This is a genomic window from Dialister sp. (assembly GCF_051885895.1).
In the GTDB taxonomy this organism is placed as follows: domain Bacteria; phylum Bacillota; class Negativicutes; order Veillonellales; family Dialisteraceae; genus Dialister.
Genome location: NZ_JBJEXP010000046.1, coordinates 1 through 2,440, shown reverse-complemented (window position 1 = coordinate 2,440; position 2,440 = coordinate 1). Strand labels below are relative to the sequence as shown.

The following is a 2,440-nucleotide window of genomic DNA, read 5'->3' as shown; positions in this document are numbered from 1 at the left end:
CGTCGAGTAGATATGCCCCTTTCGAGGCATATCCCTCACAGATCCGGACGTGCGGATTTCCCGCATCCGGCTCTTTACAAAGCTGATTCTTCAACGACTATCATCCATATATGCTGACATATATTCGTGGTTGGATTATTGGGAACACTTTTAGCAGTTCCCTGTATCCCTTCCATGTGTAGCTGCTTTTCTGGCTTCTTCTGTTCAGCCAGTAGAAAAGCATTTTCTCTACTTTTCGCCGAAAGCGTTCCAACGCTCGAATGTTGTCTGTAATCCCGTAGTAATGGTTATATCCCACCAGAATTCTGTTCAGTTTTTCTACAATCAATTTTACGTCCCAGTGCCTGATTTCTTTTAGCAGGGCGTGTATTTCTTTGCATTTCTTCCTGAACTTTTTCCTGCTGGTTTTCCTCTTCACTCTGAACTTCCCGTTCCTGCTAGTGGAACAGTAATGTGTAAATCCGAGGAAGTCAAATGTCTCTGCTTTCTTTCCGGCTGTCTGTGCTTCTTTCTGTGCATATCTGCCAAATTTTATCAGTCGGCTTTTGCTTTCCTCCATTTCCAGTCCAAAATGCCCCATCCTTTTAATAAGATGTCTGTAGAAGAATTCCGCATCTTCCTTATATTGGAAGCATACAACAAAATCGTCGGCGTACACGACCAGCCCTGCATACCCCTTTAACTTCGGTCTGATAATCTCTTTGAACCACCAGATCAGAACATAGTGCATGTACACATTTGCTATCACAGGGGAACACACTGACCCCTGTCCTGCGCCCTCCTCTGTTGGCTCAAATTGATAATCTTCCATTATCCCGCTTTTAAGTGTCCGCCTGACCAACCGTACAATGTTTGGGTCTTTTATTTTCGCTTCTATGAAACGAATTACCCACTCATGGTCTAAATGGTTAAAGAATCCCTTTATGTCCGCATCCAGTACGTAATTTGTAGGGCAGTTTTCTATATAACCGTTCAGTTTCCTGATTGCCATATGGCATCCCTTTCCCGGTCTGAAGCCCATCATTTCCTCATAGAAGAGTGGCTCGTACACTGCTTCCAGGATACGCCTCAATGCTTCCTGTACCAGCTTGTCCTCATAGCAATAAATGCTCAGGGGTCTGGTTTTCCCGTTTTCTTTTGGGATTTCTACCCGTCTGGCTGGCTGCGGTTTATAGGACTTGTTCTTCAGCCGTTCCACCAATTCCGTCAGATTTTGCTCCAGATTCTTCCCGTATTCTTCTTTCGTCACTCCATCAATGCCCACTGCTTTCTTTCCATCCATCTTTTCATGGCAGGATTTCAACAGTTTCTTATTGAGTAAATGCCCGATTGAAGTAAACACCATATCTGGATTTTCCTTTGATAGTTGTGATATTCTCGCCAATTTCGTTTCCATCATGTTTCCTATCCCTGTGTATAGATGATGTTTCCTCTTTGATATTGCCTTGCATGACAGGAGTGTGAGGAACACTCCCTCTCGACTTCCCTCCATCGGCATTACCCGACTTCACCGGTACTATTCGGTCATCCGACTGCCTGTATTCCTTCTGCTATTTTCCCTTTTCGGTCAGCCAGCATACCTCATATTTTACACTATATGTGGGAAACACAGGCTCTCCCCAGTTGATATGATACCATTGTACAGCATGACTGGCTCCTGGACACCGCAGTGATGTGTGAAATCTCACCATTACGATAAACCCACATGTTGCCTTCCGCTGCTTTAAAAGCGTCGGCCCACTGATTAACCCAGATTTCGGTGCTCAATCACATTTCAGCCCTACTGCCTGACTGTCTACGCTTAAAGGATAATGTTGCCACTATTCTTCCAAGACTCGCTACTGGTGGTGTGGTTAGTACCTTTCCAGACGGGATTTCCACCCGCTAAATATCATACCCTTCGCTGGGCGCGCTAAAGCGCTGGGCTTCGGCTACGGGCGGACCATGTTCAAGATCATTATTCCGCAGACCTACAAGCGGCTTATCCCTTCTTTTGCCAATGAATTTATCATGGTTCTGAAGGATGCCTCGCTGACCTCCATTATTGCCATGGAAGATCTTTCCAAGGCAACGCAGAATATCCTGACTTCTACCAACCAGGTAAGTGTCTACATACCGGCCATGGCACTGTATCTGCTCATGACCTGGGCATGTACGAAGCTGTTCGGCGCACTGGAAGAAAAATTCTCAATCTATCAGTAGAAAGGGGACACAAACATGCCGATTATCAAAGTAGAACATTTATATAAGAATTTTGGCAGTCTGGAAGTGCTGAAGGACTGCAATCTGGAGGTAAATGAAGGCGAAGTTGTATGTATTATCGGACCTTCCGGCGGCGGTAAATCCACTTTTCTGCGTTCCCTGAATCATCTGGAGACCATTACTTCCGGGAAAATATGGATCGACGGCAAGCTGATCGATGACCGCGCTCACGAACACA

3 protein-coding genes are annotated in these 2,440 nt (G+C 45.5%); 2 read left to right on the top strand and 1 reads right to left on the bottom strand.

Annotated features, from left to right (window positions below; translation table 11 throughout):
• Window positions 1-100 precede the first annotated feature (100 nt).
• Window positions 101-1,399, bottom strand: a complete 1,299-nt coding sequence (ltrA, locus tag ACI4N7_RS04250; RefSeq protein ID WP_439732123.1) for a group II intron reverse transcriptase/maturase — start codon at window positions 1,397-1,399, stop codon at window positions 101-103.
• Window positions 1,400-1,890: 491 nt separating this feature from the next.
• Between ltrA and ACI4N7_RS04245 the strand changes: the two genes are divergently transcribed.
• Both ACI4N7_RS04245 and ACI4N7_RS04240 read left to right on the top strand, forming a co-directional pair.
• Window positions 1,891-2,202, top strand: coding sequence for an ABC transporter permease subunit (locus ACI4N7_RS04245; protein WP_439732124.1), 312 nt, complete (start codon window positions 1,891-1,893; stop codon window positions 2,200-2,202).
• Between the two features lie 15 nt (window positions 2,203-2,217).
• The coding region (locus ACI4N7_RS04240; protein ID WP_439732122.1) for an ATP-binding cassette domain-containing protein at window positions 2,218-2,440 on the top strand (223 nt) is incomplete at its 3' end.

Excerpts from the sequence above, each read along its gene's own strand:
- ltrA (WP_439732123.1), bottom strand. The coding sequence starts at position 1,399 with ATGATGGAAACGAAATTGGCGAGAATATCACAACTATCAAAGGAAAAT.